Source organism: Pandoraea morbifera (genome assembly GCF_902459575.1).
Lineage (GTDB): Bacteria > Pseudomonadota > Gammaproteobacteria > Burkholderiales > Burkholderiaceae > Pandoraea > Pandoraea morbifera.
On the sequence record NZ_CABPSD010000005.1, the window covers coordinates 17,086 to 31,699 of the forward strand.

Here is a 14,614-nt window from a genome sequence, read left to right on the forward strand (position 1 = left end):
CTTACGTGGCACCGACCGATGACAGCGCCGGATGCCAAAAATCAGTTCGCATTCTAGCCACGCACTTTGCGTAAGGCAAGTCGAGGAGCGTCACACCCTCGCGCCATCGGCGACGCGGTCGGCCCCCGGGACCGCCTCAAGTGTCCGCGCGCAGCAGCCCCCAGCATAACCGGTAAAGCTCGTCCTCGAATTCAGGCGTGCCAAGCAACGGCGAGTCTTCGAGCGCCGCCGAACGCAGCGTGCCCATCACGGCGCGCGTAAGCACGAACACGGTTGCAGCACTCGGCGGGCGCATCTCGGGCGCGTCGCGACGCGACATGGCAACGGCAATGTGCTCCGAGGCCTCGCGCATGGCCTGCATGATGTTCTCGTGATGGTCGAGCTGCCATGCCATCTTGATGAGCGAGCGCTTGACGCGCCCCCCCGCGCCGAACGCCTCGATCAGCACACGCAATCGCTCCCGAATGACGCGTTCGGGGTCGGCGCCCTCTTCCGCGGCGCGCGCGATGCGCTCGTTGAGTTCGTCCATGACCCGCCGGCGCTCGCGCGCGATCATCGCGAGCAGGATCGCCTCCTTCGTGGGGAAGTATTGATAAAGCGTACCGATGGAGAAGCCCGCCTTCCTCGCGATGCGATTGGTCGTGAGCGCGGCTTCGCCTTCTTCGTCGAGAACCTGAGCGGTGGCCTCGAAAATGGTCTCGACGGTATGTTGCGCGCGAGCTTGCATCGGCCGCTTTCGCATGGTGGACGAGGCATTCGGCGACGTGGGCGGCTTGGTGGTGGACATGAGGAAAATCTGAGTGGGAAGCGAGTTGCGGCCAGGTGCCTGAAAAATGAATAATGCTCACATTCGCACCGGATATCAAGCGATTCCTCAACCCGACCGGGGAGATACGACACCATGAGCCATGACATTTCCGCGCTGACCGTGCGCAAGCTGACGGTCGATCTGGCCGCCGGCTTCGATCGGCACTGGCACAGCGGCGACGCCTATCGAACGATGTACTACAACGCGTTATCGATGAGTTTTCCGGTCGGCGAGCAGTCGTTCATCGACTCGGTGCGCAACACAATGGATCGGCTTCCGGCGGACGCCCGCTACGACACGTTGCGCGCCGACATCGCCCAATTCATCGGGCAGGAAGCCACGCATCGCCATTTGCATGGTCAGTACAACGCGCAACTGGCCAGGCAGGGGCTGGTGAACCACTGGGAGAACTGGGCGAACCGGCGCATTCGCTGGGCCCACCGCCGCAAACTCTCGCCGATGTACATGCTCGCGGTCACCGCGGCGTATGAGCACTGCACCGCGGTGTTCGGCGACGGCGCATTGCGCTATGACCGATGGCTGGCGAACGCCGAACCGAAAATGCGCCTGATGTGGCGCTGGCATGCGGCGGAGGAAACGGAGCACAAGGCGGTGGCGTTCGATCTGTACCGTGCACTTGGCGGCAGCGAGCGCCAACGGGTGCTCACTTATCTCTACGTGCTCGTCATGTTCGCGCTCGAGAGCCACGCGCAGACGATCAACAACCTCTGGCACGACGGCACGCTCTTCAAGCCCCGCACGTGGTGGGGCTTCGCCACGATGTTCTTCGGCCGCGACGGCGTGGTCTGGCGCAGCACTGGGCCGATGCTGAAATACCTCGCGCCGTCGTTTCATCCGAATCGACACGGCGATCCGAGCCTCGCGCGGAATTGGCTCGCCGCGCATCACGCCAGTTGGCGGGCGATTCGTTAGTACACGCGGCGCGGCACCTATCGGAGACCGCAACGGGATGCAAGCGGTCGGCTGCCGGTGTTAACCCCCGAACTGTGACGACAACAACGTAATACCGGGTATCAACGCTGCGTGATATTTCGCGCGAGGCATCCTGATAATAATGATCACGCCTCAAAGCAGCACCGATACCCGCGCGAAGCGAAGTCAGTGTGTCAATGACTCAGGCGGCCCCTTGCACTCGTCGGTGACGAACGGAAGTCCAGAGGCACGCATAAAACAAAACGAGACGGAGACACATTCATGAGCAAGGCAGCAGGTTGGCTGCGGGGCACGCTCGCCCTCGCGGTCTGCGGCGCGGCGGGCGTCGCTCACGCACAATCGAACGTATCGCTTTACGGTCAGGTCGACGCCTGGGTCGGCGCGGCCAAGGCCCCCGGCGGCGAGCGCGCGTGGACGCAGGGCGGCGGGGGCATGTCGACATCGTACTGGGGGATGAAGGGCTCGGAAGACCTTGGCGACGGTCTGAAGGCGATCTTCACGCTGGAAGACTTCTTCCTGCCGCAACGCGGTACTTATGGCCGATTCACGGGCGACAGTTTCTTCTCGCGCAACGCTTACGTCGGCCTTCAATCGACTACCCTCGGCACGATCACGATGGGGCGTCTGACGACGTCCTATTTCGTCTCGACGATTCTTTTCAATCCGTTCGTCGACTCATATACCTTCAGCCCGATGGTGTATCACACGTTCCTCGGCCTCGCGGGCCAGGGCATCGTGGGCGATTCGGGGTGGAGCAATGCGGTGATGTACGCCACGCCGGATTACAAGGGCCTCGGCGCCAGCGTCTCGTACGCTTTCGGCAACAAGGCGGGCGAGCCGGGCCAGAACAAGTGGAGCGCCGCCGCCATGTATTTTCACGGCCCGTTCGCCGCCACGCTCGCCTACCAGCAAGTGAAGTTCGATACGACGCCCGACGACATGGCCGGCATCGCGGGCTTTCGCAATCAGCAGGCATTACAGGCCGGCATGACGTACGACTTCCGGGTGGTGAAGCTGTTCGGCCAGTATCAGTACATCAAGAACACGATCACGGGCGGCAACCTCACCTCCAACGGCGGTCAACTTGGAGTTTCGGTGCCGCTCGGCGGCGGCCGCGTGATGGCCTCCTACGCCTACACGAAGAACTCGGGCGCCAACACCAGCAGTCGTAACACCTGGGCGCTCGGCTACGATTACGACCTCTCCAAGCGTACGGACCTGTACGCGGCCTACCTGAACGACAAGGTCTCGGGGCTCGACGCCGGGAATACTTTCGGGGTGGGCATGCGAATGAAGTTCTGACAAACTCGTTTGCACGGGCGCGCCCGCAGTACAATGCGCGCGCCCCCGCTGCACACGGACAACGGCAAAACAAAGTCACAAGGAGAGCACGTTGCTGACCAAATTCTTCAAGCTCGAGGAGCATGGCTCCAATGTACGCACGGAAATCGTGGCGGGTCTCACGACCTTCCTCACGATGTCGTACATCATTTTCGTCAACCCTAATATCCTGGGCACGACCGGGATGGACAAGAGCGCCGTGTTCGTCGCGACGTGCCTCGCAGCCGCGATCGGCTCGGTGGTCATGGCTTTCGTGGCCAACTATCCCATCGGCATGGCCCCGGGCATGGGGCTCAACGCGTTCTTCGCCTTCACGGTCGTGGGCGCCATGGGCTACACCTGGCAACAGGCGCTCGGCGCGGTGTTCATTTCCGGCTGTCTGTTCATCATCCTGACGGTCACCGGCATTCGCTCCTGGCTCATTGCCGGGGTACCCAAGTCGCTGCGCTGTGCCATCGCCGCCGGTATCGGCCTCTTTCTCGCCATCATCGCGCTCGGTAACGCCGGTGTGGTCGTGGCCAATCCGGCAACGAAGATCGGGCTGGGTGACCTCCACTCGCCGCAGGCCCTGCTCGCCATCTTCGGCTTCTTCCTGATCGCCGTGCTCGACGCCTTGCGCGTGCGTGGTGCGATCCTGATCGGAATTCTGGTGGTCACGGTGCTGTCGATGGTCCTTGGCCTGAACCAGTTCCAGGGTGTTTTCGCCATGCCGCCGAGCCTTGCCCCGACGTTCCTCCAACTCGATATTCCGGGCGCCCTGCATGCCGGCTTCGTGCACGTGATCCTGGCCTTCGTGCTGGTCGAAGTGTTCGACGCGACCGGCACGCTGATGGGCGTGGCAAAGCGCGCCGGTCTGCTCGAAGGTACGCACTACAAGGGACTCGGACGTGCACTGTTCGCCGACTCGATCGCCATCTTCATCGGTTCCCTGCTGGGGACGAGCAGCACCACCGCGTACGTGGAGAGCGCCTCGGGCGTGCAGGCCGGCGGCCGCACCGGCCTTACCGCGCTCACGATCGCCGTCCTGTTCATCCTCGCGCTGTTCATCGCGCCGCTGGCCGGCTCCGTGCCCGCCTATGCCGCCGCACCGGCGTTGCTGTACGTGGCCGGCCTGATGCTGCGCGAACTACTCGACGTGGAGTGGGACGATGTCACGGAAGCCACGCCGGCCGCCCTCACGGCGCTGGCCATGCCGTTCACGTACTCGATCGCCACGGGCCTGGCCTTCGGCTTCATCTCGTACGCCGTGCTCAAGTTGTTCACCGGGCGTGCCAGGGAAGTCCATCCGGCCGCCTGGGTCATCGCCGTGCTGTTCGTGCTGAAGTACGTGTTCTTCCCCGGCTGATCGCTAAGCAATGTCCGAGATTGCGTCGGTATCCCGTTGACGCGTCGAAGCAAACAGCCCGCCGGATGACTCCGGCGGGCTGTTTGCTTTCGTGCGCCCGCCCAAACGCGCCCATCGGCGTGCCGTCGTGACCTTCCGTCGTGGCCCCCGGTCGTGCCTGCGGCAATGCCCGCGTCTACACCCGCGCCGCCGCGATCAACGCGGCGAGTCCCGCGCGCTGCCGGCCCTCGGCATCGAAGTTCTCCGACGAGAGCCACTGCTCGAAGCCGCGGCTGATGGCGGGCCATTCCCCGTCGGTCATGGCAAACCAGGCCGTATCGCGGCTGCGGCCCTTGTACACCGTCGCCTGCCGGAAGATGCCCTCGAACGTGAAGCCGTAACGCGTCGCCGCGCGGCGCGACGGAGCATTGAGCGAATCGCACTTCCACTCGTACCGCCGATAACCCAGTTCGTCGAATGCACGTCGCATCAGCAGATACTGCGCCTCGGTCCCCGCCCGCGTACGCTTGAGCAATGGCGAATACGCCACGTGCCCCACTTCGACCACGCCATTGGCCGGGTCGATGCGCATGAGCGACAGCGTGCCCACGGCCTTGCCCGTCGCCAGGTCGATCACTGCGTGGTGCAAGGGATCGGTCGACACCGCCTGTCGGGTCGCATGCGCGTAATAGGCGTCGAAGTCCGGAAACGGCCCCGTCGACATGTAGGTCCAGTCGCGAGCGTCCGGCGCGCTCGCGTAGGCCTCGTAAAGGTCCTTTGCGTGACGCTCGACGTCGATCGGTTCGAGCCGGCAGTAGCGCCCGCCGATCGGAGTGCGCGGCGGCAACGCGCGCGGTGTCCAATCCGGCATCGGCGGCCCGATAGGTTGGTCGAATTCATTGAAGTTGGGCGCTTCGGTCATCGCTTCCTCATTGGAGATGGACGGGACATCGCTGTCTCTGACGTCGAAAGTATCGGTTCGGTGGTACGATGAAAAGCACCACTCGCGAACAATCTCTTGGTGCCATATGAATCCCAAAGCGGCTGCGCCCGTGCACGATCCGGTACCCGAAAACGTCGCCGCGCTCTTCGACAGTCCGTTGAGTGTCGGTGCCGGGCGCGGCGCCTCGCTGCAAAAGCAGCTTCTCTCACGGCTCAAACACGCCATTCTCGAGGGACGCCTGCCGGCCGGTGCGCGGCTGCCCGCCTCGCGCACGCTCGCCGAAGATCTGTCGGTTTCGCGCAATACGGTGTCAATCGTCTACGACCAGCTCGCCGCAGAGGGTTTCATCGTGCCGCACCGCCTCGGCACGCGCGTGGCGCACCTGTCCATCGATCCGCAAATCGCGGCAGAAGCCGCCGAGGCGGCCAGGCAGAAGGCCATCGCACAGTTGCCGCCACGCGAGCCGGAAGTCGCGCCGCTTGCCTCGCGCAGACTGCAACGCCTGCCGGCCACGCGTCACGCCGCGCGCGCCGGCGAGTCGCCGCTTCCCTTCACTCCCGGCGTGCCGGCGCTGACGCGTTTTCCGGCGAGTACATGGCGGCGCACCCTCGAGCGGGTCATGCGCGAGGCGCCGCCGCGGCTGTATCACTACGGCGACCCGATGGGCGAGCCCGCCTTGCGCGAGGCCATTGCTGGCCATCTGCGTATCTCGCGCGGCGTGCGCTGCGACGCCTCTCAGGTCGTCATCACCGAAGGCGCCCACGAGGCGCTGATTCTTTGCGTGCGCCTGCTCACCGATCCGGGCGATGCCGTCTGGATGGAAGATCCCGGCTATCGCGGTGCCAAGGCAGCCTTTCATTCGAGCGACGTGCGGCTGCATGCGCTGCGGGTGGATGACGAAGGCATCGTCATTCCCGATGGATGGTGGGAGCGCATGCCGCCGCGGCTCGTGTACGTCACGCCTTCGCACCAGTACCCGCTCGGCAGCGTGCTCTCGGCCGCGCGACGGCTCGACCTGATTGCGCAGGCGCGCCGCCATGGCGCATGGATTCTGGAAGACGACTACGACAGCGAATTCCGCCATCAGGGCGAACCGATCGCGGCCATGCAGGGGATGGTGCCCGACGCCCCCGTGGTGTACGTGGGCACGTTCAGCAAGACGATGTTTCCGGCGCTGCGCCTGGGTTTTCTGATCCTTCCGCCGTCGTTGCTCGCGCAGGCCCGCGATGCGCTCGACGAACTGCTGCGCGGCGGCCATCGCTTCGAACAGCTCGCGCTCGCGGACTTCATTCGCAGCGGCCAGTTCGCGCGTCACCTGGGACGCATGCGACGGCTGTATCGGGAGCGGCAGAGCGCGTTGCGCGACGCACTGTCGGCACATTTCGGACCGAGCTATGCGGTGATCGGCGAGCGCTGCGGGCTGCACCTCACGGTGCGTCTGGACCCGGCGTTCCCCGACAAGGCCATCGTGGCGGCGGCGCAGCGCGAGGGGATCGGCCCGCGGGCGCTGTCGAGCTTTGCGCTCGATCCGCAACCGGCGGACAACGGGCTGGTGATCGGCTACGGAGACACGGACGCCGCCCGCATCCCCGGCCTCATCAAACGACTTGCAGCGATCGTGGCGTCGCAAGCCGCTTAGGCAAGGTCAATACCGTCAATCGCTCCGGGGACGCGCCGCGGGCGCGAATACGCAGCGCTCCGGTTTCGCCGCCTCGCAAACAAATACCGTCAAACCGGCGAACGACGTTTGCGTCCAACTCGTCGGCCCCGACGGCAGCCTCACGGCGCGGTCCTTTGACACGGGCTCGTAGAGCACATCGAGTTCGCCGCTGCCGTCGAGCTTGTAGACGCACTTCTGAAGGCGGACCTCGTCGCCCTCGCCGATCGCCAACGCGTCGACGAAGCTCACGACGCGCCCGCGCGCGCCCTTGGCCAGCGGCGCGGCGCGCCACTCCCCCTCGGCTTCCAGCAACGGCTGTCTGAATTCCTCACCCTTGCCGCCGATATCCTCCATCGACGGACAACGCTGCACGCCGACCTGGACGCCGGCATGCGACGGCGTCGCCACGACCATCAAAGCCGCCAGCAAGGCGGCCCAAACCAGTTCACGGTGTTCCATCGTCATCTCCCGAAGCATTGAATGCCGACGCGACGCCAACGACGCGCACGTCGTACGCACTGCGCTGCACTACGCCGATCGAGGCGGTTGTACGTCCGTTGACTTCGTACAGCGGATTCGATTTAAGGCGCGTGCGTGCGGGAAGACTTCAGGAAATGCGTCGCGCGTGTCGGGATTGCGGCAGCGGCGAGGCACTTTGGGAGATTGTGCCGGCGCGACGATGCGTCGCGCCCAACGGCCGCGCGCCGGCGCACGACGCATGAAGCACGAAGCATGCGATCGTGGGAAAACGACGATGCGGCAGGGGACGTCGCGACGCGGGGAAGACGGGTGTCAGACGCGCGCGACGGTCATCAGGAGGACGCGGCCGAGGAGGTTGCGGTCCGGGCTGGCCGATGGCCGCCTGCCGGCTCGGCGTCGTGCGCTTCGTTCGCCGCGACGTTGCGCGACATCCACAACGTGAGCAACACCGCCGCGATGGCCGCAATGGCCGCGCAAAGGTAAACCTGCGCGTATCCGTACGCGCCGACGATCAGGCCGGCCACCGGGCCGGTAACGCCCAGTGCCACGTCGAGGAAAACGGAATACGCGCCCAATGCCGCCCCCCGGTTCTGCGCCGGCACACGATTGACGGCCGCCACCCCCAGCGACGGAAACACGAGCGAGAAGCCCGCGCCCGCCAGCGCCGCACCGAGCAGCGCGGTAAAGCCCGTGGGCGCGATACCCAGCACGACGAGGCCAAAGGCTTCGAGCGCGAACGACGTCATCGCAACACGATACCCGCCGAAACGACCGATGCTGTTGCCGAAGAGCAGGCGCACCCCCATGAAGCAAAGGCCGAAGGCCGTCAGGGCAAGCGCGGCGTGATCCCAGTGATGGCTGGCGTAATAGAGCGTGATGAACGTCGAAATGGCCCCGAAGCCGATCGAACCCAGCGCGAGTCCCATGCCGAACGGCACCACGCGACCGAGTACCGCGCGGAATGCGAGCCGATCTCCGTGAATAACCGGCGTTGCGCGCTTCAGGCGCGCCAGCGCTACGCCGACGACGCCGGCCAGCGCGATCGCGCCACCGAGCGCTTCGATCCCGTAGGCATTGTCGAGCGCCACGCCGAGCGGCGCGCCCAACGCCAGCGCGCCATAGGTTGCCACGCCATTCCACGAGATGACCCGTGCGGTGTGCGACGGCCCCACTTGCCCGATGCCCCACATGATGGCGCCCGTCGACACCCAGCTCTCGCCGAAGCCCAGCACGAGGCGCCCGAGAATCAACGTGACCAGGGACAGCCAGGGCACCCCGGAGACGAGTCCGCCGAGCGACACGAGCAAGCCCGATGCACCGCATGCGACGAGTCCGCAAAGCACCGTGCGCTTCGGCCCCCAGGCATCGGCCGTTCGGCCCGCGTACGGCCGCGAGAGCAACGTCGCGAGATATTGAACGCTGATGGCCAGTCCCGCGATCACGGAGCTGTAGGCGAGATCGACATGCACGAACGATGGCAGCACGGCGAGCGGCAGGCCGATCGTCAGATAGCAGAGGAACGTGAAAAACACGGTGGAGACGATCTGCAACGTCGTGGCGAACTGTCCGTTCGCAGGGCGGGTATCGTTGGGCATTTCGCGGGATCAGGAATCGACGAAACCCCAGGATGCGTCGAGACGCACGACGGGCAAGCGTTCGTACGGGTCGATGCAATCCTAGGGTTTTCCCGGATGATACGCCGTTTCGCGTCTTTTGTGTAAACGCTTAAAAGTGACCTGGCGACAGTTTTGCGGGGCGACTTGGACGCGAAACCCACCCGCACGACATCCTTGCGGGACGCCGCCGGGCGCGGCGAGCGCCACCCCGGCCCGCCGCATGGCTGTCGCCGGTTTCTGCGCCCGATCCAGTCCCCCGATTCAGCGCCCCACTTCGGCAAGCGCCTTGAGGCTCACCGAAAGCATCGCCAGATCGGCGTTCCCCGCCGCGACCTGATCGGCCAGCACGCGGTGGTAACGCGCCAGCGCATCGGCATGCGTCTTTTGCCACTGCGCAACCAGACGGCCCGCCGGCGACGCGTCGTCCACCTCGCTTCCGTCGCTTCCGTCGCTCCCGTCGCTTAGTCCGCTCACTTCGCTCACCTGGATTCCCTTGCCCTCCCCGGCGCCACGGCTTCCCTCTCGTGTCGACGTGCCTGCCCCTCCTGCCCCCTCGGCCCTGGTCGCCCCCCTCGTTTCCCGCGCGTCTTCGCCCTGCGCCGCGGCGCCCGCCAGCACACTCGCCGTCAAACGCCGCCGCAACACCGACAGCTCCTCGAGCAACGTGGCGCGCGCGAGCCGCTGCCAGTGCGTTTGCATCGGCAAGCCGAGCACGCCCGACTGGAGCCAACCGTACCCCAGCGGCGCCGCAAGTGCGAAGTACACCTTCGCGGCGAGCGCCGGTTCGCAACCGTGGGTGCTGGCCACCTCGGCAATGTCGAGCAGCGACACGCGGGCGTCGATGTCGGCGGCCGTCCGCGCCAGCACGGGCGGCACGCCCGCGTCGATCAGCGTCTGGCCTCGCGCGCTTGCGGCGTCGGCGGCCTCGCCGCTCACGAGCCCGTCGAGCGCGGGCAGCAACGGGTCCAGCACACCGCGCAAACGCTCGACCGTTTGCGGCACATCGCTCAGGCGGCGACGCAGGAACCACAGCGTGGCCTGCTCGTGCCACTGCGACACCGCGGCAAACAACGACGCCTGTGTCTCGTGCGACACCCGCGCGTCGAGCGCGTCGATCTCCTGCCAAAGGGTGTCGAGCCCGTAGGCGCCGCGCGCGGCCAGACTGGCACGCACCACGTCGGCCGGTTCGGCCCCGGTCTCCTCGCTGAGCCGATGCACGAACGTCACGCCCGCGCGGTTGACCAGCGCGTTGGCATGCATCGTGGCAAGAATCTCGCGCCTGAGCGGGTGACGCTGCATTGCCGCGCCGCACCGGCTCGCCAGAGGCGTGGGGAAGTACGACGGCAATCCGTCGGCCACGAACCCGGCGTCAGGCAGATCGCTCGCGAGCAGCACATCGTAGAGCCACATCTTGCTGTACGCCATGAGCACGGCACGCTCGGGCGAGGTTAGCCCCGCGCCCGCCGCGCGACGCGCGTCCAGCGCTTCATCATCCGGCAGGAACTCGATGGCGCGCGCCAGCCGCTGCGCGCGCTCGAGAAATCGCATGAAGCGCGCCTCGTCGTCGAGCGACTGCGGCGCGCGCAACCTGCCCAGCGACAACGCCTGTGTCTGCAGGTAGTTGTCGCGCAACACCAGCGCACCGACTTCGTCGGTCATCTCGGCAAGCAGACTGTTGCGCTGCTTGAGCGTCATTTCACCGTCGGTGACGACAAGACCGAGCAGAATCTTGATGTTCACTTCGTGATCGGAGCAATCGACACCCGCCGAGTTGTCGATGGCATCGGTGTTGATGCGCCCGCCGTGCTGCGCATACTCGATGCGGCCGAGCTGGGTGAGGCCCAGATTGCCGCCTTCGGCCACGACCTTGCAGCGCAACTCGCCCCCATTGACCCGCAGGCCGTCGTTGGCGCGATCGCCGACCTGGGCGTGCGTCTCGCTGCTCGCCTTCACGTACGTGCCGATGCCACCGTTGTAGAGCAGATCCACGGGCGCCCTGAGGAGCGCGCGCAACAGGTCGTTGGGCGCCATTTCCGTGGCGTCCGTGCCGATCAGCTCGCGCACCTGCGGCGAGATCGGGATGACCTTGGCCGTGCGAGGAAAGACGCCGCCGCCCTCGGAGATCAGGCGCGTGTCGTAATCGGCCCAGCTCGAGCGCGGCAACTGGAACAGGCGCTCCCGCTCCGCAAACGACGTCGTCGCGTCCGGCACCGGATCCAGAAACACATGACGATGGTCGAACGCGGCGACGAGCCGGATATGCCGGGAGAGCAGCATGCCGTTTCCAAACACGTCGCCCGACATGTCGCCGATGCCCACCACCGTGAAGTCCTGCGTCTGCGTGTCGACGCCCATCTCGCTGAAGTGCCGCTTGACCGACTCCCAGGCCCCGCGCGCGGTGATGGCCATCTTCTTGTGGTCGTAACCGACCGAGCCGCCCGACGCGAAGGCATCGCCCAGCCAGAAGCCGTATTCCGCGGAGATCGCATTGGCGTAATCGGAGAAGGTCGCCGTGCCCTTGTCGGCCGCCACGACGAGATACGGGTCGTCGCCATCGATGCGCACAGTCTGCTTCGGTGGCACGAGCCGGCCGTCGACATAGTTGTCGGTGAGGTCGAGCAGCCCGCGAAGGAACGTCTGGTAGCACGCCACGCCTTCGGCGAGATAGGCGTCGCGATCGCCCGTCGGCGGGGGTTGCTTGACCACGAAACCGCCTTTCGAGCCCACCGGCACGATCACTGTGTTCTTCACCATCTGCGCCTTGACCAGACCCAGCACCTCCGTGCGGAAGTCTTCCCGGCGGTCCGACCAGCGCAGGCCGCCGCGCGCCACGCGACCGCCTCGCAGGTGCACCCCCTCCACGCGCGGCGAATAGACCCAAATCTCGAACATCGGCTTGGGTTCGGGCAGCCCCGGCACCCGGGACGGATCGAACTTGAACGACAGATACGTCTTCGGCGTGCGGCCATCGCCGGCCGTCTGGAAGTAGTTGGTTCGCAACGTCGCCTCCAGTACGCCGAGGAACTGGCGCAGGATGCGGTCTTCGTCGAGATTGGGCACGTCCTCCAGCGCGGCGTGGATTTGCCCGCGAAGCCTTTGCGCTTGCGATGCACGCGCGTCGTCGCCCAGGGCCGGGTCGAAACGCGCCAGGAACAGGCGCACCAGCATGCCCGCGATCGACGGGTTCCCGGTGAGCGCGCTCTCGATGTAGGCATTGCTGAACGTCGAGCCGACTTGCCGGATGTACTTCGCGTACGCACGCAGGATACGCACCTCGCGCCACGTGAGACCGGCTTGCAGCACGAGACGATTCAGATCGTCGTTCTCCACGTCACCTGCCCAGATACGCGCAAAGGCGTCTTCGAATCGCGCCCGGGCGTGTTCCAGGTCGACGTCGGCGCCATCGAGGCTTGTCATGCCGAAGTCGTGCATCCAGACGGCGCCCTCGCCTGCGGGCTCGATGCGATACGGCCGCTCGTCGTTCACCCGCACGCCGAGGTGTTCGAGCATGGGCAGGCTGCGTGAGAGCGCGATGGGCTCGCCCGCCTGATAGATCTTGAAGCGCAGCGTGCCCGGCGCGGCTTCCAGCGGACGATAGAGCTGCATGGCCAGCGGTCTGGCGCCCGACGCCGCGGCGGGCGTGGCCGACGTCGCCAGGAGCAGAGGTTCGATGAGTTCGACGTCGCGCACCGCGACGCGCGCGGCATAGTCCTCACGATATCCCGCGGGAAACGCCTGTGCGTAGCGCCGCAATGCGCGCGTGCCTCGCTCCTCGCCCAGGTGCTGGCGCAAGGCGTCGGCAAGATCGTCCTGCCAGCGGCGCGTGGCCTCGACGATGCGCGCCTCCAGTTCGTTGACGTCGACGTCCGGCACCTTGCCCGGCTCCGTGCGCACCGTGATGTGAATGCGCGCGAGCATCGACTCGGAGAGCTGGGGCGTGAATTCCACGCTCGTACCGTGGTACGCCGCGAGCAACAGGTTCTGCACGCGGACCCGCAGATCCGTATTGAATTTCTCGCGCGGCACGAACACCAGGCACGACACGTAGCGATCGAATCGGTCGCGTCGCACGAACAGCCGCGTGCGCTGGCGCTCCTGCAACCGCAGAATGCCCAGCGCGATGTCGGTCAGTGCGTCGACGTCGATCTGGAACAGTTCGTCGCGCGGGTACTGCTCGAGGATCGTCACGAGCGTCTTGGCAAGATGACCGTTCGGCAGAAAGCCGGTACGCGCGATCACTTCCGCGACCTTGCGCCGCACGAGCGGAATCTCGTCGACCGGCACCATATAGACCGTGGAGGTGTACAGGCCGAGAAACCGCCGCTCGCCGCACACGTTTCCATGGGCGTCGTAACGCTTGATACCGACGTAGTCGAGATAGCCAGGGCGATGCACGCTCGCACGCGAGTTCGCCTTGGTCAGGAAAATCGGCGTGGTGGCCTGAACGATGCCGATGGCGCCGGGCGACAGACGGGTCACGTCCGGCGTGGCGGCATCTCGCCGCGACTCGCGCAGCACGCCCAGGCCCGTACCCGCCACGCCCTGCAAACAGGGATCGCCGTCGCGCACGATCAGTTCGTAATCGCGATAGCCCAGGAAAGTGAAATGCCGTGCGAGCATCCAGTCGAGAAACGCCTGCGCTTCGTCGATCTCGGAGCGCTCCTGCGCGCTCACACCCGCGTGCTGCGCCCGTTGCGCGAGCGATTCGATGGCGGCTTGCGCCGCGGCCTGCATGGCGCGCCAGTCTTCAACGGCGGCACGCACGTCGCCGAGCGCGCGTTGCAGCCCGTCGGCCAACGCCTGGATACGCTCGGGCTCGGAGAATCGATCGACTTCGATGTGGATGTACGACTCGAAACGGCTGCCGTGCGCAGGCGCGCCGTTGCCGTTTTGCGCGTCGGCGCCATTGCCGCACACCGCGCCGCCCGCGCCCGGGGTCAGCAAAGCACCTGCGCCGCCTGACGAGCCTGAAGTGCCCGGCGTGCCCTCGTTGTCCGCACCGACCGCCGTGTCCTCGCCCGCCGAAGCCGCGCGCCCCGGCCCCGCGCCCGGCGCCACGGCGAGGCGCTTGCCCGCTGCGTCGCGGCGAATGCGATAAACGGGGTGAAACGCCGAATGCAGGGCAAGCCCCTGACGGTTGATCTCCATCGTCACCGAATCGACCAGAAACGGCATGTCGTCGTTGACGATCTCCACGACCGTGTGGTCGCAATGCCAACCGTGCTGGTCGAGCGTGGGATTGTAGATGCGGATGCGCGGCTCGCCACTGACGAACTTCTGGCCGAGCTGCCAATGGGCCATTGCCGCGCCGTACAGATCGGCGACACTGCGCGAGACGACGTCTTCGGCGTCGGCCAGTCCGTAGTAATGCCGCACGAACGGTTCGAACAGGGCGGCCACGTCGGGCGCGCGCTCGCGTGCCATTGCGACGACTTCCGCCATGTGCTGGCGGACCTTCTCTTCCGGATTCGCGGGCATGGGCAACCTC

Annotated in this window: 9 protein-coding genes; 4 read left to right on the forward strand and 5 right to left on the reverse strand. The window is 66.1% G+C overall.

All coding sequences use genetic code 11. The features are described 5' to 3' along the window. Positions 1-136: 136 nt before the first annotated feature. Positions 137-787, reverse strand: a complete 651-nt coding sequence (locus tag PMO31116_RS09945; RefSeq protein ID WP_246185238.1) for a TetR/AcrR family transcriptional regulator — start codon at positions 785-787, stop codon at positions 137-139. A 114-nt stretch (positions 788-901) separates the two neighbouring features. Here PMO31116_RS09945 and PMO31116_RS09950 point away from each other — a divergent pair, with 114 nt between their 5' ends. The 3 genes from PMO31116_RS09950 to PMO31116_RS09960 all read left to right on the forward strand — a co-directional run bounded on the left by PMO31116_RS09950 (position 902) and on the right by PMO31116_RS09960 (position 4,448). Continuing rightward, on the forward strand, positions 902-1,741 hold the full coding sequence (locus tag PMO31116_RS09950) for a metal-dependent hydrolase (protein WP_028731391.1): 840 nt from the start codon (positions 902-904) through the stop codon (positions 1,739-1,741). 282 nt (positions 1,742-2,023) lie between these two features. Next, positions 2,024-3,064 carry a porin gene (locus tag PMO31116_RS09955; RefSeq protein ID WP_150566583.1) on the forward strand — a complete coding sequence of 347 codons (1,041 nt, stop codon included), beginning with the start codon at positions 2,024-2,026 and terminating at the stop codon, positions 3,062-3,064. Between the two features lie 91 nt (positions 3,065-3,155). Beyond that, a complete protein-coding gene (locus PMO31116_RS09960; protein WP_023595143.1) occupies positions 3,156-4,448 on the forward strand; it encodes an NCS2 family permease in 1,293 nt (430 codons plus the stop codon). A 175-nt stretch (positions 4,449-4,623) separates the two neighbouring features. Here the strand turns inward: PMO31116_RS09960 and PMO31116_RS09965 are convergent, their stop codons facing one another. Further along, complete coding sequence (locus tag PMO31116_RS09965; RefSeq protein ID WP_150566584.1) at positions 4,624-5,349, reverse strand: GNAT family N-acetyltransferase; 726 nt, start codon at positions 5,347-5,349, stop codon at positions 4,624-4,626. A gap of 106 nt (positions 5,350-5,455) precedes the next feature. Here PMO31116_RS09965 and pdxR point away from each other — a divergent pair, with 106 nt between their 5' ends. After that, positions 5,456-7,009 carry a MocR-like pyridoxine biosynthesis transcription factor PdxR gene (gene pdxR, locus PMO31116_RS09970; RefSeq protein WP_150566585.1) on the forward strand — a complete coding sequence of 518 codons (1,554 nt, stop codon included), beginning with the start codon at positions 5,456-5,458 and terminating at the stop codon, positions 7,007-7,009. Between the two features lie 15 nt (positions 7,010-7,024). Here pdxR and PMO31116_RS09975 read toward each other — a convergent pair whose 3' ends face one another. From PMO31116_RS09975 to PMO31116_RS09985, 3 genes are all read right to left on the reverse strand, one after another. After that, positions 7,025-7,489 carry a DUF3757 domain-containing protein gene (locus PMO31116_RS09975; RefSeq protein ID WP_174971108.1) on the reverse strand — a complete coding sequence of 155 codons (465 nt, stop codon included), beginning with the start codon at positions 7,487-7,489 and terminating at the stop codon, positions 7,025-7,027. A 353-nt stretch (positions 7,490-7,842) separates the two neighbouring features. Then, entirely contained in the window at positions 7,843-9,105 is a 1,263-nt protein-coding gene (locus PMO31116_RS09980; RefSeq protein ID WP_150566587.1) for an MFS transporter, read from the reverse strand. Between the two features lie 282 nt (positions 9,106-9,387). After that, positions 9,388-14,604 carry an NAD-glutamate dehydrogenase gene (locus PMO31116_RS09985; RefSeq protein ID WP_150566588.1) on the reverse strand — a complete coding sequence of 1,739 codons (5,217 nt, stop codon included), beginning with the start codon at positions 14,602-14,604 and terminating at the stop codon, positions 9,388-9,390. Positions 14,605-14,614 lie beyond the last annotated feature (10 nt).